The organism is Streptomyces racemochromogenes, from assembly GCF_039535215.1.
Classification (GTDB): domain Bacteria; phylum Actinomycetota; class Actinomycetes; order Streptomycetales; family Streptomycetaceae; genus Streptomyces; species Streptomyces racemochromogenes.
The window spans coordinates 4,577,985-4,602,233 of record NZ_BAAAWT010000001.1 but is presented as its reverse complement, the minus strand read 5'-3'; the positions used below and the strand labels follow the sequence as shown (position 1 = coordinate 4,602,233).

The 24,249-nt window shown below is 74.2% G+C and carries 20 protein-coding genes and 1 pseudogene; 17 read left to right on the top strand and 4 right to left on the bottom strand.

All coding sequences use genetic code 11. The annotated features are described in order from the left end of the window. Positions 1-72 precede the first annotated feature (72 nt). From ABD973_RS21215 to ABD973_RS21150, 14 genes are all read left to right on the top strand, one after another. A complete protein-coding gene (locus ABD973_RS21215; protein ID WP_125821145.1) occupies positions 73-1,167 on the top strand; it encodes a mechanosensitive ion channel family protein in 1,095 nt (364 codons plus the stop codon). A gap of 122 nt (positions 1,168-1,289) precedes the next feature. After that, the gene (locus ABD973_RS21210) at positions 1,290-2,501 is read left to right on the top strand and encodes an ROK family transcriptional regulator (protein WP_125821146.1); all 1,212 of its coding nucleotides are present in this window, start codon (positions 1,290-1,292) and stop codon (positions 2,499-2,501) included. Positions 2,502-2,612: 111 nt separating this feature from the next. Then, positions 2,613-3,947 (top strand): ABC transporter substrate-binding protein, encoded by a 1,335-nt coding sequence (locus tag ABD973_RS21205; RefSeq protein WP_345501503.1) that lies wholly within the window; start codon positions 2,613-2,615, stop codon positions 3,945-3,947. Between the two features lie 5 nt (positions 3,948-3,952). Further along, positions 3,953-4,915, top strand: coding sequence for a carbohydrate ABC transporter permease (locus ABD973_RS21200; RefSeq protein ID WP_125603721.1), 963 nt, complete (start codon positions 3,953-3,955; stop codon positions 4,913-4,915). A 1-nt stretch (position 4,916) separates the two neighbouring features. Continuing rightward, positions 4,917-5,765: a carbohydrate ABC transporter permease gene (locus tag ABD973_RS21195; RefSeq protein WP_125603722.1), complete on the top strand. Its 849-nt coding sequence runs from the start codon at positions 4,917-4,919 to the stop codon at positions 5,763-5,765. A gap of 5 nt (positions 5,766-5,770) precedes the next feature. Further along, positions 5,771-7,036 (top strand): 6-phospho-beta-glucosidase, encoded by a 1,266-nt coding sequence (locus ABD973_RS21190; protein WP_345501500.1) that lies wholly within the window; start codon positions 5,771-5,773, stop codon positions 7,034-7,036. Beyond that, the gene (locus ABD973_RS21185) at positions 7,027-8,016 is read left to right on the top strand and encodes an N-acetylglucosamine kinase (RefSeq protein WP_125821151.1); all 990 of its coding nucleotides are present in this window, start codon (positions 7,027-7,029) and stop codon (positions 8,014-8,016) included. The genes ABD973_RS21190 and ABD973_RS21185 overlap by 10 nt, the downstream gene beginning before the upstream one ends. Before the next feature lie 224 nt (positions 8,017-8,240). After that, positions 8,241-9,647 carry a hypothetical protein gene (locus tag ABD973_RS21180; protein WP_125821152.1) on the top strand — a complete coding sequence of 469 codons (1,407 nt, stop codon included), beginning with the start codon at positions 8,241-8,243 and terminating at the stop codon, positions 9,645-9,647. A gap of 5 nt (positions 9,648-9,652) precedes the next feature. Further along, a complete protein-coding gene (locus tag ABD973_RS21175) occupies positions 9,653-10,654 on the top strand; it encodes a glutamate ABC transporter substrate-binding protein (RefSeq protein ID WP_185899740.1) in 1,002 nt (333 codons plus the stop codon). Positions 10,655-10,764: 110 nt separating this feature from the next. Then, positions 10,765-12,024: a hypothetical protein gene (locus tag ABD973_RS21170; RefSeq protein WP_125823986.1), complete on the top strand. Its 1,260-nt coding sequence runs from the start codon at positions 10,765-10,767 to the stop codon at positions 12,022-12,024. Further along, positions 12,021-14,873 carry a serine/threonine-protein kinase gene (locus ABD973_RS21165; protein ID WP_345501494.1) on the top strand — a complete coding sequence of 951 codons (2,853 nt, stop codon included), beginning with the start codon at positions 12,021-12,023 and terminating at the stop codon, positions 14,871-14,873. Before ABD973_RS21170 ends, ABD973_RS21165 begins: the two co-directional genes overlap by 4 nt. Positions 14,874-14,876: 3 nt before the next feature. Further along, complete coding sequence (locus ABD973_RS21160) at positions 14,877-16,517, top strand: PP2C family protein-serine/threonine phosphatase (RefSeq protein ID WP_241253235.1); 1,641 nt, start codon at positions 14,877-14,879, stop codon at positions 16,515-16,517. Positions 16,518-16,558: 41 nt separating this feature from the next. After that, entirely contained in the window at positions 16,559-17,887 is a 1,329-nt protein-coding gene (locus ABD973_RS21155; RefSeq protein ID WP_125821154.1) for a vWA domain-containing protein, read from the top strand. Between the two features lie 16 nt (positions 17,888-17,903). Beyond that, the gene (locus ABD973_RS21150) at positions 17,904-18,995 is read left to right on the top strand and encodes an FHA domain-containing protein (RefSeq protein WP_125821155.1); all 1,092 of its coding nucleotides are present in this window, start codon (positions 17,904-17,906) and stop codon (positions 18,993-18,995) included. Here ABD973_RS21150 and ABD973_RS21145 read toward each other — a convergent pair. Beyond that, the gene (locus ABD973_RS21145) at positions 18,992-19,993 is read right to left on the bottom strand and encodes a methyltransferase domain-containing protein (RefSeq protein WP_345501489.1); all 1,002 of its coding nucleotides are present in this window, start codon (positions 19,991-19,993) and stop codon (positions 18,992-18,994) included. The genes ABD973_RS21150 and ABD973_RS21145 overlap by 4 nt on opposite strands. A 108-nt stretch (positions 19,994-20,101) precedes the next feature. On the opposite strand from ABD973_RS21145, the gene ABD973_RS21140 reads away from it, so the two are divergent. The 3 genes from ABD973_RS21140 to ABD973_RS21130 all read left to right on the top strand — a co-directional run bounded on the left by ABD973_RS21140 (position 20,102) and on the right by ABD973_RS21130 (position 21,263). After that, positions 20,102-20,506, top strand: a complete 405-nt coding sequence (locus tag ABD973_RS21140; protein ID WP_125821157.1) for a globin — start codon at positions 20,102-20,104, stop codon at positions 20,504-20,506. Between the two features lie 189 nt (positions 20,507-20,695). Continuing rightward, positions 20,696-20,905 carry a hypothetical protein gene (locus ABD973_RS21135; protein WP_345501486.1) on the top strand — a complete coding sequence of 70 codons (210 nt, stop codon included), beginning with the start codon at positions 20,696-20,698 and terminating at the stop codon, positions 20,903-20,905. 10 nt (positions 20,906-20,915) lie between these two features. Then, positions 20,916-21,263 carry a DUF1036 domain-containing protein gene (locus ABD973_RS21130; RefSeq protein ID WP_125598939.1) on the top strand — a complete coding sequence of 116 codons (348 nt, stop codon included), beginning with the start codon at positions 20,916-20,918 and terminating at the stop codon, positions 21,261-21,263. Between the two features lie 96 nt (positions 21,264-21,359). On the opposite strand, the gene ABD973_RS21125 is transcribed toward ABD973_RS21130, so the two are convergent. The 3 genes and pseudogenes from ABD973_RS21125 to ettA form a co-directional block, all read right to left on the bottom strand. After that, positions 21,360-22,079 (bottom strand): DUF8010 domain-containing protein, encoded by a 720-nt coding sequence (locus tag ABD973_RS21125; RefSeq protein ID WP_345504676.1) that lies wholly within the window; start codon positions 22,077-22,079, stop codon positions 21,360-21,362. A gap of 87 nt (positions 22,080-22,166) precedes the next feature. Then, positions 22,167-22,544, bottom strand: a pseudogene (locus ABD973_RS21120) (acyl-CoA thioesterase); the annotation flags it as partial. A gap of 9 nt (positions 22,545-22,553) precedes the next feature. Next, positions 22,554-24,218, bottom strand: a complete 1,665-nt coding sequence (gene ettA / locus ABD973_RS21115) for an energy-dependent translational throttle protein EttA (RefSeq protein ID WP_125598948.1) — start codon at positions 24,216-24,218, stop codon at positions 22,554-22,556. Between the last annotated feature and the right edge of the window lie 31 nt (positions 24,219-24,249).

The window sequence follows — 24,249 nt, the reverse complement described above, 5'->3', positions numbered from 1 at the left end:
GTGCCCCGTTAGTGTGGATGGCCTGCCCGCACCACCAGCACGACCGCATGACCGTTCCGCGGGCGGACCGCTATGCCCCTGGAGGTTCCCGCCGTGCCCTCGCCCGCCACCCTGCTGCCGCAGGCCGCGTCCACCACCGACGACGCCGCCGAGAGCGTGACGAACGCCGCGAGCTTCGTCGAGGAGAACTGGGCCACCTGGCTGAGCATCGGCCTGCGGATCCTGCTGATCATCGTGATAGCGGTGGCGCTGCGCAGCGTGGTCCGCAAGGCCCTGACGAAGCTGATAAGCCGGATGAACACCAGCGCGGAGGCCGTGGAGGGCACGGCGCTGGGCGGGCTGCTGGTCAATGCCGAGCGGCGGCGCCAGCGGTCGGAGGCGATCGGGTCGGTGCTGCGTTCGGTGTCCTCGTTCCTGATCCTGGGTACGGCCGCGCTGATGGTCCTGGCGGCGCTGAAGATCGATCTGGGGCCGCTGCTGGCGAGTGCCGGTGTGGCCGGTGTGGCGATCGGTTTCGGTGCGCGCAACCTGGTGACGGACTTCCTCTCCGGCGTCTTCATGATCATGGAGGACCAGTACGGCGTGGGCGACAAGATCGATGCCGGGGTGGCCTCCGGCGAGGTGATCGAGGTCGGTCTGCGCGTGACCAAGCTGCGCGGCGACAGCGGTGAGATCTGGTACGTCCGCAACGGCGAGATCAAGCGCATCGGGAACCTGAGCCAGGGCTGGGCGACGGCGGGCGTGGCCGTGCAGGTCAAGCCGACGGAGAACCTGGCGCACATCCGCGAGGTGGTCCAGGGCGTCGCGGACACCCTGGCCAAGGAGACCCCGTGGGACGAGCGCCTGTGGGGCCCGGTGGAGGTGCTGGGCCTGGACGAGGTGCTGCTGGCCTCCATGACGGTGAAGGTGTCGGCGAAGACCATGCCGGGCCAGCAGTTCGCGGTGGAGCGCGAGCTGCGCTGGCGGATCAAGGAGGCCTTCGACGCGGCCGGCATCCGGATCATCGGCGGCGCGCCGGCCCCGGGCGAGGACGAGGCCCCGGCCGACCCGGCGGCGGCCGTCTCGGCGCCCTCCGCACTCGCCAACCCGGCCTCCCCCCAGTCCCTGGCCACCGCCCCGATACCGCCGGCGCCCGCGCCCGCTCCGGGGGTCCGGCTGCCCAAGTAGACCTCCGCCCGCCCCCTGCGCAGCCCCGCCGGTCCGTTCCGGCGGGGCTGCGGCATTGACAGGCCTCCGAAGCCAATAGGAAACTTACCTAACAGTCTTCTCGGTGAGGGAGGGACCCCGCCATGCCCGCCACCACCCCGGGAACACCCAGCCTGCTGCGCGCCATGAACGACCGCGCCGCCCTGGAGCTGCTGCTGGCGCACGGCCCCCTGTCCCGGACCCGGATCGGGCACCTCACCGGGCTGTCGAAGCCCACCGCCTCCCAGCTGCTCGCCCGGCTGGAGGCCGCCGGGCTCGTCGTCGCCACCGGCACCGACGGCGGCCGCCCCGGACCGAACGCCCAGCTGTACGCGCTCAACGCCCGGGCCGCCCACGTCGGCGGCCTCGACGTGACCCCCGACCGGGTGCTCGCCGCCGTCGCGGACCTGGCCGGCACCGTGGTCGGCGGCTTCGAGCTCCCCTACACCGAGGGCGCCGACGCCGTCGGCCAGGTCACCCGCGCCCTCGGCGGAGCCCTGGAGGACGCCGGGCTGACCCTGCCCGACCTGCACCGCCTGGTCATCGCCACCCCCGGCGCCTTCGACCCGCGCACCGGACGGCTGCGCTACGCCAGCCACCTCCCCGGCTGGCACTCCCCCACCCTCCTCGACGAGCTGGCCGCGGCACTGCCCCTGCCGGTCGAGTACGAGAACGACGTCAACCTCGCCGCGGTCGCCGAGCAGCGCCTCGGCGCGGCCCGCGGCCACGAGGACTTCGTCCTGCTGTGGAACGAGGAGGGCCTCGGCGCCGCACTGGTCCTCGGCGGACGGCTGCACCGCGGCTGGACGGGCGGCGCGGGCGAGGTCGGCTTCCTGCCCGTACCCGGCCACCCCCTGGTCCGCCAGGTCACCCGGGCCAACACCGGCGGCTACCAGGAGCTGGCCGGCGTACAGGTGCTGCCCGCGCTCGCCGCCGCGGCCGGACTCGGCCCCGGCTGCGCCCCGGGCGCCCCGCACACCGCGCAGGTGGCCGCCGGGGCCGAGCTGCTGCGGCGGGCCGCCGCCGAACCGGAGGGCGCCCGCCTGGCCTTCCTCCGGTCGTACGCCACCGCGCTCGCGACCGGTCTCGCCTCGCTGGTCGCCGTACTCGACCCGGAGATCGTGGTCCTGTCGGGCGCCCTGATCACCGCGGGCGGCGACCCGCTGCGCGCCCTGCTGGAGGACGAGCTCGCCGAACTGGCCCCCTCCCGGCCGCGGCTGGTCACCGGCGAGGTGCGCGAGCGTCCCGTGCTGCGGGGCGCCCTGGAGAGCGCGCTGGCCGCCACCCGCGAGGAAGTCTTCGACACCTCCCGCTGACGCCGCACCCGTCGCCCGTAGCCCATAGCACCTGGTCCGTAACCGCAGCCCGCAGTCCGCAGCCCCCGTGACGCCCCCCATCCAGTTCTCCCCCAGAGAGCGAGCCCCGCCATGCCCCGAGCCGCACGCCTGACCACCACCGCGGCCGCCCTTGCCGCCATATCCGTACTCGCCACCGCCTGCACCGGCCAGAACGGCACCGCCGCGACCGACGACCCGAAGGCCGGCGTCACCCTCTCCTTCTGGCACGGCTGGTCCGCGCCCTCCGAGGTCAAGGCCATCCAGGACAGCATCGACCGCTTCGAGAAGGCCCACCCGAACATCAAGGTCAAGGCCACCGGCAACATGACCGACGACAAGATCAACCAGGCGCTGCGCGCGGGCGGGGACAAGGCCCCCGACGTCGTCTCCTCCTTCGCCACCGACAGCGTCGGCAAGTTCTGCAACTCCGGCGCCTTCGCCGACCTGAACCCCTTCATGGAGAAGTCAGGGATCGACAAGGCCAAGGTCTTCCCCGCGACCCTGCTGGAGTACACGCGGTACAAGGACAACCAGTGCACCCTGCCGCTGCTGCACGACGCCTACGGCCTCGTCTACAACAAGACCGCGTTCGCCGCCGCCGGGATCACCGAAGCGCCCGTGACGTGGAGCGAGTTCGCCGAGGCCGCGCAGAAGCTCACCAAGGCCAAGGGCGATTCGTACGAGCAGCTGGGCGTGATGCCCACCTTCCACGGCTACGAGACCACCCCGATGCGGCTGGCCGCGCAGTGGAGCCCCACCTACTTCACCGCCGACGGCACGTCCAACCTGGCCGGCGACCCGGCCTTCGCGAAGATGCTGACCGCGCAGAAGGACCTGGTAGCCAAGCTCGGCGGCTACGAGAAGCTGGAACGGTTCCGCGCCGGCTTCGGTGACGAGTGGAGCGCCGAACACCCCTTCCACAAGGGGCTCGTCGCCATGCAGATCGACGGCGAGTGGCGCCCGGCCATGGCCAGGGAGGCCGGCGTCCCCTTCGAGATCGGCACCGCCCCGCTGCCCGTGCCCGACGACCAGCGGGCCGACTACGGCAAGGGCTACCTCTCCGGCACCATCATGGGCATCTCCTCCGCGAGCCGGAAGCAGAACGCCGCCTGGGAGCTGGTGCGGTACATGACCACCGACACCGAGGCCGTCGTCGCCTTCGCCAACGCCATCCACAACATCCCGTCCACGCTGGCCGCGCTGCGCTCGCCGCAGCTCCAGGTCACCCCCGAGTCGAAGACGTTCCTCGACATCGCCCGGCACGCGAAGTCGAACACCACCCCCGCCCGGGCCGACGGGGGCGCCTACCAGCTGACCTTCCAGGACTTCGCGTACGCCGTGGAGAAGGGCGACGTCCCCGACCTCGCCGCCGGGCTCGCCCGGACCGACCGGCAGATCGACACGGACATCGCGAAGGCCGAGTAGCCCCGATGACCACGGCCGCGGACACCCCGCGCACCCCCGCCCTGCGGGCCAGGCACCGGCGCGCCGCCCTGCGGACCCTCGCCTTCCTGTCGCCCTGGCTGATCGGCTCCGCCGTCTTCTTCGCCTACCCGCTGCTGTCCACCGTCTACTTCTCCTTCACCCGCTACGACGGCTTCCGGCCCCCGGTCTTCAACGGCCTGGACAACTGGAGCTACGTCTTCACCGACTATCCGCTCTTCTGGCCGGCCATGCGCAACACCCTGTGGCTGGTCGTGGTCATGGTGAGCTGCCGGGTCGTCTTCGGCCTCGGCGTCGGGCTGCTCGTCACCCGGGTCAAGACCGGCGCCGGCCTCTTCCGGACCCTGTTCTACCTGCCCTACCTGGCCCCGCCCGTGGCCGCCACCCTCGCCTTCGTCTTCCTCCTCAACCCCGGCACGGGCCCGGTCAACACCCTGCTGGACGCCGCGGGGCTGCCCGCGCCCGGCTGGTTCACCGACGCCGGCTGGTCCAAGCCCGCGCTCACCGCCCTCGCGGTGTGGGGCACCGGCGACCTGATGGTGATCTTCATGGCCGCGCTGCTCGACGTACCGAAGGAGCAGTACGAGGCCGCCGAGCTGGACGGCGCCGGGGCCTGGGCCCGCTTCCGGCACATCACCCTGCCGAACATCTCCCCCGTCGTGCTGTTCGCCGTGGTCACCGGGGTCATCCAGGCCATGCAGTACTACACGCAGCCGACGGTCGCCTCGAAGGCCGCCGCCGGGATCATCGGCGGCTCCGGCCAGCAGACCGAGCCCGGCTACCCCGGCAGGTCCACGCTGACCCTCCCCCAGACCGTCTACCACCTCGGCTTCCAGCGCTTCGACTACGGCTCCGCCTGCGTCCTGGCCCTGGTGCTGTTCGCCCTCTCCATGGCGTGCACCGCGCTCCTGATGCGCCGCCGCGGCGGACTGGCCGGAGCGGGTGACTGACATGGCCGACATGCGCGCACACCGCCGCACAGCCGTACTGCACTGGGTCGGGGTGCACTCCCTGGCCGTCGCCGCCGCCCTGTTCTTCGTCCTCCCCTTCGTCTTCCTCCTCCTCACCTCCCTGATGAGCGACCAGCAGGCACTCACCCGCGAGCTGTGGCCGCGCACCTGGGAATGGGGCAACTACGCGCAGGTCTGGCACACCCCCGGCTTCCTGACCTGGTGGCGCAACACCCTGCTGTACGCCGGGCTGGGGACCGTGCTGACCGTGGTGTCCTCGGTACCCGTCGCCTACGCCCTCGCCAAGTTCCGCTTCCGCGGACGGCGGCTCGCGCTGCTCCTGGTGATCGCCACGATGATGCTGCCACCCCAGGTGGTCGTCATCCCCATGTACCTCTTCTGGGCGAAGCAGCTCGACCTGTCCGGCACCCTGTGGCCGCTGATCGTGCCCCTGGCCTTCGGCGACGCGTTCGCGATCTTCCTGCTGCGGCAGTTCCTGCTGACCATCCCCGACGAGTACCTCGACGCGGCCCGCGTCGACGGCTGCGGCGAGGTCCGCACCCTGCTGCGCGTCGTCCTGCCCATGGCGAAGCCGGGGATCGCGGCCGTCGCCCTGTTCCAGTTCTTCTACGCCTGGAACGACTACTTCGGCCCGCAGATCTACGCCTCCGACAACCCGGCCGCCTGGACCCTCAGCTACGGCCTGGAGTCCTTCAAGGGGGCGCACCACACCAACTGGAACCTGACCATGGCGGCGACGGTGCTCGTCATGGCCCCGGTGATCGTCCTCTTCTTCTTCGCCCAGAAGGCGTTCGTCGAGGGAGTCACCCTGACCGGAGTGAAAGGCTGATCCCGATGAAACTCGCAGTGGTGGGCGGCGGTTCCACCTACACGCCCGAACTGGCCGACGGCTTCGCACGGCTGCGCGACACCCTGCCCGTCAGCGAACTCGTCCTGGTCGACCCGGCCGCCGAACGGCTTGAGCTGGTCGGCGGCCTGGCCCGGCGGATCTTCGCCCGCCAGGGCCACCCGGGGCGCGTCACCACCACCTCCGACCTGGGCGCGGGCGTCGCCGGCGCCGACGCGGTACTGCTACAGCTGCGCGTCGGCGGGCAGGCAGCCCGGCTCCAGGACGAGACGTGGCCGCTGGAGTGCGGCTGCGTCGGCCAGGAGACCACCGGCGCGGGCGGGCTCGCCAAGGCCCTGCGGACCGTACCGGTGGTCCTCGACATCGCCGAACGGGTCCGCCGGGCCGCGCCCGACGCCTGGATCATCGACTTCACCAACCCGGTCGGGATCGTCACCCGGGCCCTGCTCCGGGCCGGGCACAAGGCCGTCGGGCTGTGCAACGTCGCCATCGGCTTCCAGCGCAAGTTCGCGGCGCTGCTGGACGTGGCGCCCGCCGAGGTCCACCTCGACCACGTCGGCCTCAACCACCTGACCTGGGAGCTCGGTGTCCGGCTCGGCGGCCCGGACGGCACCGACGTGCTGCCGCGGCTGCTGACCGAGCACGGGGACGCCGTCGCCGCCGACCTGCACCTGCCCCGGGCGCTGCTGGACCGGCTCGGCGCGGTGCCCTCGTACTACCTGCGCTACTTCTACGCCCACGACGAGGTGGTCCGGGAACTCGGCGCGAAGCCCTCGCGGGCCGCCGAGGTCGCCGCGATGGAGCGGGAACTCCTCGCCCTGTACGCCGACCCCGCGCTCGACGAGAAGCCCGCACTGCTGGCCAAGCGGGGCGGGGCCTTCTACTCCGAGGCCGCCGTGGACCTCGCGGCGGCCCTGCTGGGCGGCGGCGGGCCCTGCGTCCAGGTCGTCAACACCCGCAACGGCGGCACCCTGCCGTTCCTGGCGGACGACGCCGTGATCGAGGTGCAGGCACGGGTCGACGGAGGCGGCCCGGTACCGCTGCCCGCGCCCCGGCTCGACCCCCTGTACGCCGGGCTGGTCGCGCACGTCACCGCGTACGAGGACCTCGCCCTGGACGCGGCCCTGCGCGGCGGGCGCGAGCGGGTCTCCAGGGCCCTGCTGGCCCATCCGCTGGTCGGACAGTACGACCTCGCCGAGAAGCTCGCCGACCGGCTCCTCGCGCACAACAAGGAGCACCTGCCGTGGGCGTAGCCGTCCCGCCCGCCTGCGCCGTCGTCGCGATCGACGCGGGCAACAGCAAGACCGACGCCGCGCTGGTCGCCGCCGACGGCACCGTCCTCGGCACCGGGCGCGCCGGGGGCTTCCAGCCGCCCGTGACCGGTGTGGAGGCCGCCGTCGACGTCCTCGCGGAGGCGGTGGCCGGGGCGGCGGCGGCCGCCGGGCTGCCCGGGGTGCCGCGCGCGGCCCGGGTCTCGGCCTGTCTGGCCAACGCCGACCTGCCGGTGGAGGAGCGCCGGCTCACCGAGGCGGTGGCGGCGCGGGGCTGGGGCGCGGCCACCGAGGTGCGCAACGACACCTTCGCGATCCTGCGGGCGGGCGCGGACGGCCCGCTGGGGGTCGCCGTGGTCTGCGGGGCGGGCATCAACTGCGTGGGCATGCTGCCCGACGGGCGGACCGCCCGCTTCGCCGCCCTCGGGCAGATCTCCGGGGACTGGGGCGGCGGGGGCGGCCTGGCGCAGGAGGCCCTGTGGTGGGCGGCCCGCGCCGAGGACGGGCGGGGCGGTCCGACGGCCCTGGCGGCGGCGCTGCCGGGGCACTTCGGTCTGGCTTCGATGGCGGCGCTGATCGAGGCGCTGCACCTGGGCGGGCTGGACCGGGGGCGGCTGCACGAGCTGGTGCCGGTGCTGTTCGCGGTGGCGGGGGCGGGCGACGCGGTGGCGGCGGCGCTGGTGGAGCGGCAGGCCGAGGAGGTGGTGGCGCTGGCGGCGGTGGCGCTGGAGCGGCTCGGCCTGCTGGGGCGGGAGGCGCCGGTGCTGCTGGGCGGCGGTGTGCTGGCGGCCGGGCACCGGGGGCTGAACGGCCGGATCGGGGAACTGCTGGCCGCCCGCGCGCCCCTGGCCCGGCCCTCGGTGGTCACGGCCCCGCCGGTGCTGGGCGCGGCCCTGCTGGGCCTGGACGCGCTGGGTGCGCCGGCCCGGGCGATGGCGAGGCTGCGTGCCCGGTTCGAGTGAACCCGGGGCGCGGGCGGGCGTCTCAGGAACCACGGGGACCGCTGCGGCGTATTGACGGTGAAGGGTGACGGGGGAACGGCCGGGGGCAGGAGCCGGGGGCGGCGGCCGGAGGTCCGTGAGGGGGTCCGGGAGGGGGATCGTCCAAGATCGGGCACCGGGTGCTGTGGTCGGGCGCCGCTACGGCCATACTGCTGCGGAGCAGAGGGACCGAGGGGGAGGTCACGGTGGCCATCACGACACGCGCGTCCGCGCCCGGGGGCGGTACCTCCGGGGCGCCCGCCGGGCCGGGCGGGAGACCGTCCGCGCCGCCGGGGCGCAGTACGGCCTGGGCCGAGGGCGTGGAGCGGGTGCGCGCCGCGGCGACGACCGAGCCGGGCCGGCTGCGGATCATCGGCGCGGTGCTGGCCGCCCTGGTCGTGCTGTTCGGCGCGGTGGCGGTGTGGGAGGTGGCCGGCCGGGTCACCGCCGCGGAGGACGTGGTGGGCCGCAGCCAGCCGCTGAGCGCGGACGCCGCGAGCATCTACCGCTCCCTCGCCGACGCCGACACGGCCTCCTCCAGCGGTTTCCTCGCGGGTGCCCAGGAGCCCCGGGAGGTCCGCCGGCGCTACGAGAAGGACATCGCGAACGCCTCCCGGCTGCTGGTGAGCGCGGCGGCCAACACCGGGGCCGGCGGGGAGTCCCGCAAGGAGATCGCGCTGCTCGGCGAGCAGCTGCCCCGGTACACCGGTCTGATCGAGCAGGCCCGCGCCACCAACCGGCAGGGCCTGCCGCTGGGCGGCGCCTACCTGCGCTACGCCAACGAGCAGATGAGCACGGTGCTGCTGCCCGCCGCGCAGCGGCTGTACGAGGCGGAGACGGGCCGGCTGTACACGGACTACGACGAGGCCCGGTCCTGGCCGGTGGCGGCGACGGGCGCGGGCGTGCTCGCGCTGGGCGCCCTGGTGTGGGCGCAGCGGCGCAACTACCGTCGTACCAACCGGGTCTTCAACCACGGGCTGCTGGCGGCGACGGCCGCGGCGTCGGTGGTGCTGCTGTGGCTGACGGTGGGGCAGTCGGTCGCGCGGGCGGGGCTGGGCGAGGCCCGGGCCGAGGGGCAGGAGTCCCTGAAGGTGCTCAACGACGCGCGGATCGCCTCGCTCCAGGCGCGGGCGAACGAGAACCTGACGCTGATCGCGCGGGGTGCCGTACTGGCCGAGGACAAGAAGTCCGACAAGTACGACGTGGACTACGAGAAGAACATGAAGCAGCTCGACGCCGGTCTGGCGCGGGCGCTGCGGCTGGCCGACGACGCGAGCGGCCGGGAGCCGGTCTCGAAGGCCGTCGAGGGCGTGGCGCAGTGGAAGCAGCGGCACGCGGCGGCCCGGGACGCCGACGTGAAGGGCGACTACGAGCAGGCGCTGCCGCAGGTCATCGGGGACGCGCGGCACAAGGACAGCAGCGGGGCCTCGTTCGACACGGTGGACGCCTCCCTGGAGCGGGCCGTGGCCCATGAGCAGAAGCAGTTCACCCTGGCCGCCCGGGACGGGCTCGGCGCGCTGGGCGGCCTGCTGACGGGCTCGGCGGTGCTGGCGGTCGCCGGCGCGGCGGCGGCCCTCCTCGGCATCGGCCGCAGGCTTTCGGAGTACAGGTGAGATCGATGCGGATACGAGGCACACGGGTGCGGCGCGCGGCGGACCGGCTGCGGGGCTGGGGCGGGGTCAGCGCGATGGCCGCGGCCTGCGCGGTGACGGCCGCGGCGGTGCTGCTGCCGCTGGCCGGGTCCGCGCCGTCCGGCGGCTCCGCGGTGGTCCGCGACCCGGCGTCGGTGGCGGTGCTCCCGTACGCGCCGGCCGACACCTGTCAGGACCCGGAGGCCAGTCTGCGCCCGTCGGGGCTGGACGGCCCGGCGATCGAGCGGATCCGCAAGGCGGGCAAGCTCGTGGCGGGCGTGGACCAGAACAGCTTCAAGTGGGGCTACCGCAATCCCGACGGCCACCTGGACGGTTTCGACATCGACCTGGTCAAGGCGATAGCGAAGGACATCCTGGGCAACGAGGACCTGGTGATCTACCGGGCGATCCCGACCAGTCAGCGCGTCCCGGCGCTCCAGGAGGGCCGGGTCGACATCGTGGTGCGGACCATGACGATCAACTGCAAGCGGCTGGAGGACGTCGCGTTCTCGACGGCCTACTTCGAGGCGGGCCAGCAGGTGCTGGCGCCCAAGGGTTCGCCGATCACCGGCTACGACGCCTCGCTGAAGGGCCGCCGGATCTGCACGGCGACCGGTTCGACGGCGGAGGCGGCCCTGAAGTCCCAGTCGTACGGGTCGGTCGGGGTGTCGGTGGCGAACCAGCTGGACTGCCTGGTGCGGCTGCAGCTGGGCGAGGTGGACGGGATCATCACGGACAACGCGCTGGCCGCCGGGCAGGCGGCGCAGGACCCGTCGGTGCAGCTGGTCGGGGCGCCGTTCACCCGCGAGCTCTACGGGGTGGCGATGAACAAGGACGCCTCCGACCTGGTGCGCCGGGTGAACAAGGTGCTGGAGAACTACCGGGCGGGCGGTGACCAGAGCCCGTGGGCGACCTCGTACCGCAAGCACTTCGAGGACGTCCTGCCGAGGGCGAGCGTGCCGCCGGCGCCCAAGTACCGGGACGGCTGAGGCCCATGGCGGATTCGGAGCGGTACGTGAGCGAGCGGGGCGGACTTCATGCGGGCGGGGACCGGGCGGGCGGCTTCCGTGCCGGGCGGCCGTGGCCGGGGGCCGCGGTGATGGACCGGGACGACGTGGACCGTGCGCTGGCCCGTCTGGGCGCGGAGCACGAGGCCGTGGAGACGTCCCTGCTCGCGCTCCAGGACCACGCGGGCCGGCGCCTGCTGGAGGGCGCCGCGCTGAGCGGGGTCACCAAGGAGCGGTGGGCCGCCGCGGACGCGGCGGTGACCCGGCTGTGGACGTACTTCGACGCGTACAGCGGGGCGCTCGACGCGGCCCGGGAGATCCGCGAGCGGCGCCGCTGGCCGAGCCGGGAGGACCTGGCGGAGCTGACGGAGCGGCTGCGCGGCCCGGGGGTGACGATCGCCGGGGCCGGCGCGGAGGGCGTCGCGCTGGCGGAGCGCTTCTCGCTGGCCGAGCTGGTGTCGCGGATGAACGAGCTGTACGCGGCCTCCCTGGACGTGGTGGTCGCCGCCGACGCGGTGTGGTCGGCGCTGCCCGCGCGGATCGACCTGCTCGCCGCCGAGCTGCACCGGACGCGTTCGCTGGCGCACTCGGTGGGGGTCCGGCCGGGCGAGCACCCTTCGGGGGACGACCTGGAGGAGATCACCGCCGAGCTGGCGGAGCTGCGGCGGGCGGTGATCGCCGACCCGCTCGCCTTCTGGGTGCCGGTGGCGGGGAGTTCCGCCCCGGGCGGGGGCCGTCCGGACACCGCCCGCTACGACCGGGCGGCGCGCGCGCTGGACGACGTACGCCGGGAGGTCGAGGCGGTCCTGACGGTGCGGCAGGACGCGGAGCAGCGGCTGATCGCGGTGCGGGACCTGCTGTCGCGGGCGGACCGGACCCTGGCGGAGGCGCGTACGGCGCGCGGCGAGGTGCTGGCGAAGATCGCGGCGTCGGAGGTGCCGGCGGTCAGCGGCCCGCCGACTGCCCTGCAGGAGCAGCTGGCGGCGGCCGCCGAGTACCGGCGGCAGTCGCAGTGGCACCGGCTGTCCCCGCTGCTCGACGCGCTGGAGGACCGGGCCGAGGAGGAACTGCGGCGGGCCCGTGAATCGTTGACCGCGGTGACGGCGCCGCTGGCGGTCCGGGCGGAGCTGCGCGGGCGGCTCGACGCGTACAAGGCGAAGGCGGCCCGGCACGGCCTGGCGGAGGACCCGTTGCTGACCGAGCGGTACGACGCGGCCCGGCGGATGCTGTGGAGCGCGCCCTGCGACCTGCGGGCCGCCGAGCAGGCGGTGTGGCGCTACCAGCAGGCGACGGCGGAGGCGCTGGCCCCGCAGGACCACCGGCCCGGACGGCCGGGAGAGGAGGAGGCATGAGCCTGATCGGATCGCCCTGCCTTCGTCCGGGCTGCCCGGGGTCGTACGAGGACATGGGCGGCGGCGAGGTCTACTGCGACACCTGCGGGCTCGCCCCGGTGGGAGCGGTCGCGGCGGGCGCGGAGGAGCTGGTGTCGCCTCCGACGGGGATGACGAGCGCCGCCCGGCAGGGCGACTCGCGGGGTTCGGCGGGTTCGCGCGGTTCGGGGCGTTCCTCGGCGTCGGCCCGCTCCTCGCGGTCCTCGCGGTCCTCGTCCTCGCGGCGTTCGGTGTCGGGGCGGCTGTCGCGCGCGCTGTCCGGTTCGGGGTCCACCCGGTCGGTCTCGGTGCGCAGTTCGGGCTCGTCGGCGTCCTCGTCGGGGCGCGGCCGGCTGGGCGCGGGGCTGGTCAGCGTCCCGGAGGTGCCGCGTCCGGATCCTTCGGCGGCGGTGCTGGAGAACCCGGAGGTGCCGGAGCGCAAGCGGTTCTGCTCGCGCTCGGACTGCGGGGCGCCGGTGGGCCGGGCGCGCGGCGACCGGCCGGGGCGCACGGAGGGCTTCTGCACCAAGTGCGGGCACCCTTACTCGTTCGTGCCGAAGCTGCGCGCCGGGGACGTGGTGCACGGCCAGTACGAGGTGGCGGGCTGTCTCGCGCACGGCGGGCTCGGCTGGGTCTACCTGGCGGTGGACCGGGCGGTGTCGGACCGGTGGGTGGTGCTCAAGGGCCTGCTCGACACCGGGGACCAGGACGCGATGGAGGCGGCGATCTCCGAGCGGCGCTTCCTCGCGGAGATCGAGCACTCGAACATCGTGCGGATCTACAACTTCGTGGAGCACCTGGACCAGCGGACGGGTTCGCTGGACGGGTACATCGTCATGGAGTACGTGGGCGGCAAGTCGCTGAAGGAGATCGCCAACGAGCGGCGGCGGCCGGACGGCCGGCGCGACCCGCTGCCGGTGGAGCAGGCGTGCGCGTACGGGATCGAGGCCCTGGAGGCGCTCGGGCACCTGCACAGCCGGAACCTGCTGTACTGCGACTTCAAGGTCGACAACGCGATCCAGCAGCAGGACCAGCTGAAGCTGATCGACATGGGCGCGGTGCGGCGGATGGACGACGAGGAGTCGGCCATCTACGGCACGGTGGGCTACCAGGCACCGGAGGTGGCGGAGCTGGGGCCCTCGGTGGCCTCGGACCTGTACACGGTGGCGCGCACGCTGGCGGTGCTGACGTTCGACTTCCAGGGCTACACGAACGTGTTCGTGGACTCGCTGCCCGATCCTGAGCACATCGAGGTGTTCCAGCGGTACGAGTCCTTCTACCGGCTGCTGGTGCGGGCCACGGATCCGGATCCGGGGCGGCGTTTCGCGTCGGCGCAGGAGATGGCCGACCAGCTGACGGGGGTGCTGCGGGAGGTCGTGGCGCTGCAGACGGGGCGGCCGCGGCCGTGGCTGTCGACCCTGTTCGGGCCGGAGCTGCGGGTTCCGGACACGGAGTTGTACGCGGACGCGGCCGGGGCGGAGGTGTCCCGGCTGGGTGTGCGGGCGGTGGCCCCCCGGCGGGGCGGGTCCCTCTTCGGGCGGCGCTCCGGCGGGGCGGGTGCGGCGGGTGCCGTGCCGACCGGTGCCGCGGCGGCCGTGCCTGCCGGTGCTGCGGCGGCTACCTCCGGCGGCGGGGGCGTCGCCGGCGGCGGGACCGTGGCCCCGGGTGTGGCCGGGGGCGCCGGTGCGGCCGGGAGCGGGGCGGCGTACGCGGGTGCGGCCGGGGCCGAGGCGGCCGCCGCCGGGGCCGTTGCGCCCGCCGGGCGGGGGGCGTTGCCCTCGCTCGGGACCACCGCCACGCACGTCGCCGGGGCCCCCGTGCCCGGGCCGCGGCACGCCGCGCCGGCGCCCGCGCAGGCGTTCGCGCCGCTGGCGGTGGCCCGTACGCCCGTACCGGCGGCGGCGGGGCTTGCCGTGCTCGACGCCCGTGACACCGCCCTCGCCCTGCCGGTCCCGCTGGTGGACCCGGCCGACCCCAATGCCGGGTTCCTCGCCGGACTCCTCGCTTCCGCGCCCGCCGACCTGCTCGGCGCCCTGGCCGCGGCCCCGGCCGACTCCGCCGAGCTGAGGCTCCGCGAGCTGCGCGCCCGGCTCGAACTGGGCGAACTGGCCGTGGCCGGCGAGGCCCTGGCCGAGCTGGAGGCCCGCCATCCGGACGACTGGCGGGTGGTGTGGGCGCGCGGGATCGCCTCCCTGGCCACCGGGGACGACGAGATAGCGGCCCTGTCCTTCGACGCCGTCTACGACGCCTTCCCGGGCGAGCCGGCTCCGAAGCTGGCGCTCGGGCTGTGCGCCGAGGTCCTGGGCCAGCTGGACAACGCCGCCGAGTACTACCGGCTCGTCTGGATCACCGATCCGGGCTTCGTCAGCGCGGCGTTCGGGCTGGCCCGGGTCCAACTGGCCGCCGGCGACCGGGAAGCGGCGGTGGGCACCCTGGAATCGGTACCGGAGGCGTCGATCCACTACACCGCCGCACGGGTGGCGGCGGTACGGGCACGCCTGCGCGACCGGTCCCCGGACGAGGAGCTGCTGGCCGATCTGGTGGCTGCTTCCGGCCAGGTGGAGGCGCTGCGGCGGTTCGGCCTGGACCCGGAGCGGCAGGAGCGGCTGACGACGGAGGTTCTGGGCTCCGCCCTGGACTGGGTACTGTCGGGTAGCCGGGGTGCCGACCCCGGCCGGACCTCGCTGCTCGGCAGTCAACTGGACGAGCGGGGGCTGCGCTTCGGCCTGGAACGCTCCTACCGTGTCCTCGCCCGGCTGGCGCAGCGGGGCGAGGAGCGGATCGAACTGGTGGAACGGGCAAACCGTTTCCGTCCCCGGACGTGGGTGTGAGTGATGTCGATGCATCGGCCGTCGGGCTGCCCCAGCTGCGCGGAACCCCTGGAAGAGGGTGACCGTTTCTGCGGGGTGTGCGGATACGCCCTCTCCGCCGCTCCCCCGGACGCGGACCCCACCCCGACCCTCCCGGTCACCCCGACCGCGGGCGCGACGGGCCGGGCCGGTCACGAACCCCCGTCCGCCCCGCCGCCGGCACCGGCCCCCGCGCCGCCGGCCGCGGCCCCGGCGCCACCGGTTCCGGCGGCGGCTCCGGTTCCGCCTGCCCAGGTCCCGGCTCCGGCTGTGCCCCCGGCACCGGCGGCCGCGCCACAGACTCCTCCGGCCCCGGCCCCGGCCCATCCTGCCGCGCCGTCGGGGGCCGCGGCTCCCGTGACCGCGCCCGGCTGGGAGCCCGGGTACGGGGCCCCGGCGGGCGGGGCCCCCGACGCGCCCGGCGCCGAGGCCGTGCCCGCCCCGGTCCCGGCCGCGGCCGCGTACTCCGCCTCCGCCCCCGGCTACGGCGGGACCCCGGCCGGGTACGGCGTGCCCGCGCCCGGCTGGGAGGGCGAGCCCGGCCCGGACGCCCCCTGGGCCTCCGCCGGCGCCGGCCCCGACGGCCCGCACGAGGACCCGTACGCCCCGGCCGCGCCCCCGCAGAACACCGCCACCGGAAGCGGGGAGGCGCTCGCCGCCGCCCCGCAGGGCGAGGGCCGGACCTGCGTCGCCTGCCGCGCCGGGCACGTGGACACCGACGGGTACTGCGAGCACTGCGGCCACGCGCAGCCCCGCGAACGGGACCACCTGGAGGAGGAGCTCTGCAGCGTCGCGGCCGTCAGCGACCGCGGCCTGCGGCACCACCGCAACGAGGACTCCTTCGCCGTCTCGGCCACCGCCCTGCCCGACGGCTCCGCCGCGACCGTCGCCATCGTCTGCGACGGCGTCTCCTCCGCCAGCCGCCCCGACGAGGCGTCGGCCGCCGCCGCCGGCGCCGCCAACGAGGCGCTCCTGGAGGCCCTTCCGCGCGGCGCCGACCCGGTGGAGGCCATGCACGGGGCGATCCTCGCGGCGGCCGCCGCGGTGACCGCGCTCGCCCCGCCCACCCCCGGCGCGCAGAACGCCCCCGCCTGCACGCTGGTCGGAGCCGTCGTCAGCGGCGGCGTGCTGACCATCGGCTGGGTCGGCGACAGCCGCGCCTACTGGGTGCCGGACGACCGCGCCGCCCTGTCCCGCCGGCTCACCGAGGACGACTCCTGGGCCGCGCAGATGGTCGCGGCTGGCCTGATGGGCGAGGCCGAGGCCTACGCCGACGTCCGGGCCCACGCCATCACCGGCTGGCTCGGCGCCGACGCGTACGACCTCGAACCGCACACCGCCAGCTTCAGACCGGACCACCCCGGCGTGGTGGTCGTCTGCACGGACGGCCTGTGGAACTACGCCGAGTCCGCGCGGGAGATGGCGCAGGTCCTGCCCGCGGACGCCGCGGACCGGCCGCTGCACAGCGCGCAGGTCCTGGTCGGGCACGCCCTGGACGGGGGCGGCCATGACAACATCACCGTCGCCGTCGTGCCCTTCGCGGGCCCGGCGGAGCCCCACGCCCAGACCGGAGCGGAAGCCGGAGCGGAGCCCGAAGCGGAACCGCAGGCCCGCCCCCGGGCCTGAGCACGCACCACCCCAGCCGGCCCGGAGGAGGAGACCGACCGATGGCGAACTTCGCCAAGCCGAGCGCACCCCGCTTCAGCGTGGAGGTGTACCAGAACGAGTTCCTGCCCGAGGGCGGGCGGGACGTGCACGCCATCGTGACGGTCACCTCCACCGGCGGAGCCACGGCCACCGCCGCGCACGCGCCCGGCGGCCAGGACGCGGCCGTCGTGATCATGGTGGACTGCTCCGGTTCCATGGAGTACCCGCCGGACAAGATGCGCGGCGCCCGCGAGGCCACCGCCGCCGCCATCGACACCCTTCGCGACGGCACCGCCTTCGCCGTGATCGCCGGGACGCACGAGGCCCGGGAGGTCTACCCCGGCCAGGGCGGCCTCGCCACCGCCGGACCCGCCACCCGCGCCCAGGCCAAGGAGGCCCTGCGCGGCCTGCGGTCGGGCGGCGGCACGGCCATCGGCACCTGGCTGCGGCTCGCCGACGGCCTGCTGCGCCGCACCCCGGCGACGATCCGGCACGGCATCCTGCTCACCGACGGCCGCAACGAGCACGAGGACCCGGCCGTGCTGCGCGCCACCCTCGACGCCTGCGCCGGCCGCTTCACCTGCGACGCCCGCGGGGTGGGCACGGACTGGGAGGTGAAGGAGGTCACCGGCATCGCGAGCGCGCTGCTCGGCTCCGCCGACATCGTCGCCGATCCGGCCCACCTCGCCGAGGACTTCACGCGCATGATGGAGCAGGTCATGGGCAAGGAGGTCGCGGACGTCGCGCTGCGCCTGTGGACCCCGGTCGGCGCGGAGGTCCAGTACGTCAAGCAGGTCTCGCCCTCCGTCCACGACCTGACCGGCCGCCGCACCGAGGCGGGCCCGCGCGCCGGGGACTACCCGACCGGCTCGTGGGGCGACGAGTCCCGCGAGTACCACGTGTGCGTCCGGGTGCCGGGGGCCGCCGTGGGCCAGGAGATGCTGGCCGCCCGCGCCTCGCTGGTCCTGCCGGGACCGGACGGCGAGCCCCGGCCGCCGCTCGCGCAGGGACTGGTCCGGGCGGTGTGGACGGACGACCTCGCCGCGTCGACGGCCATCAGTCCCCAGGTGGCGCACTACACGGGACAGGCGGAACTCGCGGAGGCTATCCAGCAGGGCCTGGAAGCCCGCAAAATGGGCGATGTCGACAGTGCGACGGCGAAGCTGGGCCGTGCCGTGCAGTTGGCGAGCGCCTCCGGGAACGCCGACACCGCCAAACTGCTCGCGAAGGTGGTGGATGTCGTCGACGCGGCGGCGGGTACTGTGCGGCTGAAGGCGAAGGTCGCCGATGCCGACGAGATGACCCTTGAAACGCGTTCGACGCAGACCGTCCGAGTGAAGAAGACCTGAGAAGAAGCCTGACGCGATGACGCAGGAAAAAGGGGGAACCGCCGCGATGCCGACCTGCCCGAACGGCCACCAGTCCGCCTCCGACGACTGGTGCGAGGTCTGCGGCCTCCGCATGACCGCCCCCGCCGGCGCCGCCTCCGCCGCCCCCTCCTACGGCTACGGCTACCCTCCCACCGGCGGGGAGCCGACCGCCCAGGCCGAGCTGTGCCCGCAGTGCCGGACCCCGCGCGAGGCGATGGCCCCCTTCTGCGAGGAGTGCCGGTACAACTTCCTCACCCGCTCGGCGACCCCGTACGCCGCCGAGCCCGCACCGGCCGCCGCGCCGGGCGCGTCCGGGCCCGGCACCGGCGCGGTGACCGCCCCGCCGCCCCCGCCGCCGGCCCCGCCGCAGCCGGTGTTCTCCCAGGACCACTTCGAGTACCAGGGCTCCCGCCCCTCGCGGGTCAACCGGCCGGCCGAGCCGCTGCAGAGCGATGACGACTGGCTGCTCCAGCCGCCCGCGCAGGAGCAGCCCGTCGTGGCGCCGGAGCGGCCGCAGCCCGTGCCGCAGGAGTTCCGTCCCCAGTCGGAGTACCAGCAGTCCGAGTACGCGGCTCCCGAGCACCCGCAGTCCGAGTACCAGCAGCCCCGGCCGCCGCAGCCGTCACAGTCGCCGCAGCCGTCACAGCCGGAGCCGTTCGCGGCCCCGGACCGCGGCGGCAGCGCCTCCTGGTCGGCGACGATCGGCCCCGACCGCTCGTACTTCCTGGCGATGATGCAGCGCAGCGGCCCCGAGGCCGCCGCGCTCAACCTGCCCGCCTACTCCCCGGAGCTCCACCTCCCGCTCTCCGGCGGGCAGATCACCATCGGCCGCCGCCGCGCCTCCACGGGCGAGTCCCCGGACATCGACCTGTCGGTGCCCCCGGAGGACCCGGGCGTCTCCCACCAGCACGCGGTGCTGGTCCAGCAGCCGGACCTGACCTGGGCCGTGGTCGACCAGAACTCCACCAACGGCACCACCATCAACGGCGGCGAGGACCCCATCCAGCCGTACGTCCCGGTCCCCCTCGCCGACGGCGACCGCGTCCACGTCGGCGCCTGGACCACCATCACGGTCCGCCGCGGCTAGTCGCGGGGCGGGGCCTCCTCGCCCAGGGGCCACACATAGGGGCCCTGGGGGTCGTCGAGCCAGGCCCACTGTCCCTCCGGCGTGACCGTGACCCCGAAACGTTCGCGCGCCGGCCGGCCCTCGCCCCGCCACAGGTCCAGCGCCTCGCGCGGGTGCAGCACGTCCGCGGTCAGGATCAGCAGGAACTGGAAGCGCTCGTTGTCGACCAGTTCGTACGGGATCCCGTGCAGCGGCCCGGTCGCCCCGGGCGGGCCCGGCGCGGCCGTGGCCCCGCGCAGCGGGACGAAGTAGGCCGGGGTGTGCAGGAAGCGGCCCTCCGCGAAACCGGCGTCCCGGACGGTCAGCGCGATCAGCCCGGTCGACAGCGGGGCCAGGATCCGCGCCCCCGGCCGGCACTGGCCGAGCCAGGCGGGCGGGATCAGCGGCAGGGTGCAGGTCACGAGGATCCGGTCGAAGGGCGCCCGGGCGGGACAGCCGCGCGCCCCGTCGCCGGTGACCACGGCGGGCCGGTAGCCGAGCCGGGCCAGGTGGGAGCGCGCCGACTCGGTGATCTCCTCGTCCAGGTCCACCGTCGTGACGAGGCCGTCGCCGAGGCGGTGGCAGAGCAGGGCCGCGTTGTAGCCGGTACCGGCGCCGATCTCCAGCACGTTGTCCCCGTCGCGCACGCGCAGCGCGTCCAGCATCTTCGCCATCAGGGAGGGCTGGCTGCTGGAGGAGACCAGCTCGCCGTCGCGCAGCCGCGTGGCGAGCGGGGCGTCGGTGTACACCCCGCGCAGCCAGCGGGCCCGCTGCTCGGGATCCGGATCCTCGCCCCACAGCCGCTCGTGCCCCGCTCCGCGGCCGGTCCAGAAGTACGGCACGAACAGGTGCCGGGGCACGGCGGCGAAGGCCGCCCGCCAGGCCGGGTCCTCCAGCACGCCGGTGGCGGTGAGTTCCCGTACCTGGGCGGCGTGCGCCGTCTCCCGCAGGTCCTTCTCCGCGGCCCTCGCCGTGCCCATGTCTCCACTGTGATGCGGGCGGGCGCGGGGTGCGACCTCTCGGCGGGGACGGGCGGCGGCGGTCCTAGGACCGGGGTCCTCCGTCCGGGCGTCTGAGACGATGGTCGGGTGAATGACGACGCGCAGAGCACGGTGCAGGAGACGACCTTCTACGATCAGGTCGGCGGCGAAGAGACCTTCCGCCGTCTGGTCCACCGCTTCTACCAGGGGGTCGCGGGGGACCCGCTGCTGCGCCCGATGTACCCGGAGGAGGACCTCGGGCCGGCCGAGGAGCGGTTCGCGCTGTTCCTGATGCAGTACTGGGGCGGCCCGACGACGTACAGCGAGCACCGCGGGCACCCGCGCCTGCGCATGCGGCACGCGCCGTTCCAGGTGGACGCGGCCGCGCACGACGCGTGGCTGGCCCACATGCGCGTGGCGGTGGACGAGCTGGGGCTCGCGCCGCAGCACGAGGCCCAGCTGTGGCGGTACCTGACCTACGCGGCCGCCTCGATGATCAACACCGCGGGCTAGCCGGGCCTCCGGCCCATACCGGACCGGCGCCCCCTGCGTGCAGGGGTCCCTGCAAGCGGCCGAACGCTTCCCCTCGGCCGAGGGCTCCTGCCAGGCCCGTACGGGGCACGGGCGGGGCGCCCGCGGTACCCGGTGGGCCCTCCCGGGAACCCCTTCCGTCGCACCAACACCGACGGAACTGGAGGTTCCATGTCGCAGGGCACCGCAGACACGGTTGATCCGACCACCGACGCGGACGGGGAGGCGCTGGACCGCGCCCTCGCCGCGAACGCGTCCGGCGCGGATCCCGGCCTGCACGAGAGTACGAGCGCGAGTTCCTCCCAACCCGCCCGCGGGCCGGCACCCGAGTACGGGTCCGGCGGCCGCACGGCCGCCCGCAGGCAGCTGGACTCGGAATAGGGGGCGCGCCATGTCCATGAGGTTCCAGAACAACTACCACCGCGAGATCTGGACGATGGTCGAGCGGCACCATCCCGGCTGCTCCGACGGCAGCAACTGGGTCAAGGAGGGCTGGTGGAAGCTCGGCCCCGGGGAGAGCGCGGTGGTCTACGGCGGTGACGTCCTCGCGCTCAACCAGATCTGGTACTGCTACGCGTTCGCCGGCGACGGCGCCGAGTGGCGCGACCGCTTCCGGGAGACGGTCCCGAACAGCGCCTTCGAGTGGTGTGCGAACACGTCGGACTCCAACTCGCGGACGATCTTCATGAGCGAGTTCGTCGTGAGCCGCCCGAACCACGTGCACTCGTTCAACCCGTAGCCCGGCCGGGAACGGCAGGGCACGGCACGACGCACGGAGCAGGCCCGTCCGCCCCCGGTCCCCGGTGGGCGGGCGGCCCGGCCCGGGACGGGAGCCCTAGACGGGCCGCACCTGGATGCCGGCCAGGCCGGCGAGGGCGCCGGGGCGGCGCGTGGCGACGGAGCCGTACGGGGTGCTGAGCCGCAGCCAGCCGCCGGAGGCGAACAGGGCCACCGGGGCGGGAGCGCTCGCGTCGGGGGCGCCCGCGGGCACGGGGGTGCGTACCGGACGCAGGAAGCCCAGGGACTGGGCGGCGTGCGCGGCGCGCAGGGGCAGCTCGGTGTCGCCCAGGGTCCGGGACCAGATCTCGCGGCCGATGCGGTCCCGCTCGGAGCGGGTCCGGTGCTGCGGGGGCAGGGCCTCGTCGCGGGCGCGGAACTCGGCGACGGCGGCGGCCACGGCCGCGCGTACCGCCTCGGCGGCGGGCAGGCCGGGAACCGGACTCCAGCCACCACGGGGCGGCAGGACGCCCGTCCAGGGCGGGCCGGTGACGGGTCCGGGCACGGTCACCGCGGCACCGCTCTCGTCGACGGCCTCCAGCAGTTCGCCCGCGGAGACGGTGACGTCCAGCGGGGCAGCGAGGGGCTCGGCGAGGCGTGCCGCACGGACGGCCAGGACCTCGAAGGAGGGCGGGCGTCCGAAGACGGCGAGCGCGCCGCCGCCCGCCGCCGCCTGGAGGCGTACGGCGGCGGCGCGGTCGTAGTGCACCAGCCGGCCCAGGAAGGCGGCGAGGTCCGCCGCCTCCCCGGAGTCGGCGAGGCGCAGCTGTCCGCTCATGCCGCGAGGCGCCCTTCGGCGGCCGCGGGGGGCTTTCTCGGGCTGGTCGAGGTACTGCTCCAGGAAGTGCCGTTCCTCGTCGGTGATGCGGCGGGGCCGCCCCTCGGCGAGGTTGTAGGGCACGACGACCGTCTCCGCGCGGACGTAGACGGTCTCCGGAGCGTCCTCGGTCGCCTCGTCCTTGACCTCGTAGCGGATGGTCAGGGACGCGGCGCCTATCCGGGTCACCCAGGACTCGATGAGCACCGGCTCGTGCCGGTGCACGAGGGGGAGCTTGTAGTCGATCTCGTGGCGGGCCACGACGGACCCGCCCGTGAAGGACTCGCTGCCCTCCCCCGGCGCCAGGCGGAACATGAAGTCGATGCGCGCCTCCTCCAGGTAGCGGAGGAAGACGACGTTGTTGACGTGCCCGAAGGCATCCATGTCCGCCCAGCGGAGGGGGCACCGGTAGTGGTGTCTGGCCATGACCGCGACCTAGCCCCGGGTGAGCTTCTTGTAGGTGGCACGGTGCGGACGGGTGGCGTCCGGGCCGAGCCGCTCGACCTTGTTCTTCTCGTAGGACTCGAAGTTGCCCTCGAACCAGAACCACTTGGACTCGCCCTCGTAGGCGAGGATGTGCGTGGCCACCCGGTCCAGGAACCAGCGGTCGTGGGAGACGACCACGGCCGCACCGGGGAACTCCAGCAGCGCGTTCTCGAGGGAGCCCAGGGTCTCGACGTCGAGGTCGTTGGTGGGCTCGTCGAGGAGCAGCAGGTTGCCGCCCTGCTTGAGGGTGAGCGCGAGGTTCAGGCGGTTGCGCTCACCGCCGGAGAGGACGCCGGCCGGCTTCTGCTGGTCCGGGCCCTTGAAGCCGAAGGCGCTGACGTAGGCGCGGGACGGCATCTCGACGTTGCCGACGTTGATGTAGTCCAGCTCGTCCGACACGACCGCCCAGAGGGTCTTCTTGGGGTCGATGTTGGCGCGGCCCTGGTCGACGTACGAGATCTTGACGGTCTCGCCGACCTTGATCTCGCCGGAGTCCGGGGTCTCGAGGCCCTGGATCATCTTGAAGAGCGTGGTCTTGCCGGCGCCGTTCGGGCCGATGATGCCGACGATGCCGTTGCGCGGCAGCGTGAAGGACAGGTCGTCGATGAGGACCTTGTCGCCGAACGCCTTCGAGAGGTTGTTGACCTCGACCACGATCGAGCCCAGGCGGGGGCCCGGCGGGATCTGGATCTCCTCGAAGTCGAGCTTGCGCATCTTGTCGGCCTCGGCCGCCATCTCCTCGTAGCGAGCGAGACGGGCCTTGGACTTCGCCTGGCGGCCCTTGGCGTTGGAGCGGACCCACTCCAGCTCTTCCTTGAGGCGCTTGGCGCGCTTCTCGTCCTTCTTGCCCTCGACCTTGAGGCGCTCGGCCTTCTTCTCCAGGTAGGTGGAGTAGTTGCCCTCGTAGGGGTGGGCGCGGCCGCGGTCGAGCTCCAGGATCCACTCGGCGACGTTGTCGAGGAAGTAGCGGTCGTGGGTGACGGCCACGACGGCGCCCTTGTACTGGGCCAGGTGCTGCTCCAGCCAGTTCACGGACTCGGCGTCGAGGTGGTTGGTGGGCTCGTCGAGGAGCAGCAGGTCGGGGGCCTCCAGCAGCAGCTTGCAGAGGGCCACGCGGCGCTTCTCACCACCGGAGAGGTTGGTGACGGGCCAGTCGCCGGGCGGGCAGCCCAGGGCGTCCATGGCCTGCTCCAGCTGGGCGTCGAGGTCCCACGCGTTGGCGTGGTCCAGGTCGTCCTGGAGCTTGCCCATCTCCTCCATCAGCTCGTCGGTGTAGTTCGTCGCCATTTCCTCGGCGATCGCGTTGAACCGGTTGAGCTTCTGCTTGATCTCGCCGACGCCGTCCTCGACGTTCTCCAGGACGGTCTTGGACTCGTCGAGCTTGGGCTCCTGCATGAGGATGCCGACGGAGTAGCCGGGCGACAGGAAGGCGTCACCGTTGGACGGCTGCTCGATGCCCGCCATGATCTTCAGGACGGTGGACTTACCGGCACCGTTCGGGCCGACCACGCCGATCTTGGCCCCCGGCAGGAAGTTCAGGAAGACGTCGTCGAGGATCACCTTGTCGCCGTGCGCCTTGCGCGTCTTGCGCATGGTGTAGATGAACTCAGCCAAGAGAAACCGTCCGGCAGATCGATGGTGGGCA